This is a genomic window from Occallatibacter sp., from assembly GCF_049802275.1.
GTDB lineage: Bacteria > Acidobacteriota > Terriglobia > Terriglobales > Acidobacteriaceae > Telmatobacter.
This window is the reverse complement of sequence record NZ_JBARMD010000210.1, coordinates 1-2,639: the sequence shown is the minus strand read 5'-3', so window position 1 is coordinate 2,639 and position 2,639 is coordinate 1. Positions and strand designations below refer to the sequence as shown.

2 protein-coding genes are annotated in these 2,639 nt (G+C 57.9%); one reads left to right on the top strand and one right to left on the bottom strand.

Going from position 1 to position 2,639, the window contains the following annotated elements; genetic code table 11:
- Positions 1–289: 289 nt before the first annotated feature.
- The gene (eno, locus tag WA354_RS07100) at positions 290–1,762 is read right to left on the bottom strand and encodes a phosphopyruvate hydratase (protein ID WP_472812305.1); all 1,473 of its coding nucleotides are present in this window, start codon (positions 1,760–1,762) and stop codon (positions 290–292) included.
- A 280-nt stretch (positions 1,763–2,042) separates the two neighbouring features.
- Here eno and WA354_RS07095 point away from each other — a divergent pair.
- A partial coding sequence (locus WA354_RS07095; RefSeq protein WP_472812304.1) for a hypothetical protein occupies positions 2,043–2,639 on the top strand: 597 nt, incomplete at its 3' end.

Sequence of the window (2,639 nt, the reverse complement as noted above, 5' to 3'; positions counted from 1 at the left end):
CTTGTCATAAGTGGGCTTGCGGGCTAGTGCAATTGCGTTGTTCGCCGTTTCAGCGCGAAAACCCCATCCGTCAAGGATGGTCAGAACGAGAGGGTGTTTCGTAGATGGCACTGGCAGATTCCTTGTTTACCGGAGTTAGCGGGTAGCGCTTGCACGCAGTTTGCAGAATTAAACGTGACGGGAGGATCAAGGCTTGAAGTGGAGCCGAGTCCCCAGGCCTCAGAAGCGAGACCTGGGGCACCCAGTTTTCAACTGTCCGCGGTGAAGCTATATGCCCCATCGCAAGTGGTTAGTCGTTGTAGTTCAGCGCTTCGAGTCCAAGATAAACCGCCCCGGCGCCCAGTTCTTCTTCAATTCGAAGCAACTGGTTGTATTTCGCAATACGATCGGTCCGGCTCACAGACCCGGTCTTGATCTGGCCTACACCTGTTGCCACCGCGAGATCCGCGATAAACGTATCTTCGCTTTCGCCCGAGCGGTGCGACATCACCGAGGTGTAGCCGTAGCGGCGGCCAAGTTCGATGGTTTCGAGCGTCTCGGTCAGCGTGCCTATCTGGTTCACCTTGATCAGAATTGAATTGCCTACGCCTTCTTCGATGCCGCGCTGCAGGCGCTTCACGTTTGTGACAAAAATATCGTCACCCACAAGTTGAATGCGGCTGCCGAGTTTGTCGGTCAGAATCTTCCAGCCTTCCCAGTCATCTTCAGCAAGTCCGTCTTCGAGCGAAACAATTGGATACTGCCGCGCCCAGTCGTCATAGAAGTTGACCATTTCTTCACTGGTCAGTTCGCGCTTGTCGCTCTTCTTGAAAACGTACTTGTTCTTTTCCTTGTCATAGAACTCACTCGATGCCGGATCAAGGGCGATGGCAATCTGTTCGCCGGGCTTGTAACCGGCTGCTTCGATGGCCTCGAGAATCAGTTCCACCGCCTCGGTGTTCGACTTCAGCGAAGGAGCAAATCCGCCTTCATCGCCGACCGCGGTGTTATAGCCCTTCTTCTTCAGCACGCCCTTCAACGTGTGAAAAGTCTCCGCAGCCCAGCGCAGTGCATCACTGAAGCGCTCCGCGCCGACTGGCATAATCATGAATTCCTGAAAGTCCACGTTCGAGTCGGCATGCGCGCCGCCGTTCAGCACGTTCAACATCGGCGTGGGCAGTACGCTCGCATTCACGCCACCGAGATAGCGATACAGCGGAATCTCCAGCGTCTGCGCAGTGGCCCGCGCCGCAGCAAGAGAAACCGCAAGAATGGCATTCGCACCCAGCTTGCCCTTGTTGGCGGTGCCGTCGAGCGCGATCATCGTTTGATCAATCAGCCGCTGATTCGAGGCATCCATCCCCTCGAGTTCCGGGGCAATCACGGTTTCGATGTTGGCCACGGCCTGCAGCACACCTTTGCCCATGTAATGGCTCTTGTCGCCGTCGCGCAGTTCCACGGCCTCATGCTCGCCAGTGGAAGCGCCCGAAGGCACAATGGCGCGGCCCAATGCACCGCTCTCCAGAATTACGTCTGCTTCCACGGTGGGGTTTCCACGCGAATCCAAAACCTCGCGCGCCCGAATCGCAACAATCTCAGTCATATCAGTCCTCGCTATACGGTGCTGCAGCCGGTCATTCAGTTTGGGACGGCGATCCACGGCAACGGCTTCTCCGGCAGCGCTCTGAATTATTCCCAGAAGCTCATGCACGTGCTCAAACCCCTCTCCGTCCAGCAAAATTGCGTAGAAATAGTGAATGTTGTTCCGTTCGGATTCTAGCAAACGGGGCTGCGGTCGCCCCTGTGGCAGCGATCACACGCTGCAAGCGACTGCAGCGTTGAATGATGCGCGCCGGGTTATCTCAGTTGATTCGTATTGCAGAAGGCACCTGCGGCCGCTCTCTGTGCCGCGCGTGTAACGGCGGCAGGCTAGCATTTATTTGGGCGTAGTTTGCGCCGGATAGATTTTCGACGCATCTTGCCGCAAAACATTTTCCAGCAGGCCGGGTCTATAAAACCAAGGGAAGCACCGCCTGCTTCAAATCAGAACAGGGAGAATTTGGATGAACCGGCCGATTCTTGTATGTGCATTCTTCGCGTTGGCTGCCACCACCCTGCTGGCTCAGGACCAAAGCCAGTCCAGCCCTTACCAGGGAACCTCCAATCCTCCACCGGATGACAGCATCATCACCAGCGAGCAGCAGCCGGCCATTCCCAAGCCGCCCGCCGGCCACCCCATGCAACCAACACCTGCAACCGCGCAGCCTGCTCCTCAAGCCACCGCGGCGAATCAGGGCACAGCCCCGGTTCCGCAAACCTACGGCGACGGAACTGATGAAGGCATCGTAGGCGTCGCTCCTGGGACACCAGCCCTGACAACGCGTGCAAGCGCATCCGATCCCGACGACGACATCGTGCACCCTGCCCCCCTCCCGCCCGGAACGCTCGGCGAAGGCACCCTCATTCGCGTTCGCATTCTGGATGAACTGTCGAGTTCGTTGTCTCAACCGGGCCAGCCCTTCCGCAGCCGCGTGGCCAGCGACGTTGTGCAAGACGGCCAGGTAGTTATCCCCGCCGGCGCGGAGATCGATGGCCATGTGGCAGAGCTATCGACCGGCCATTTCGGTGGACACGGCTCCATCCTTCTACACCCTGAAACC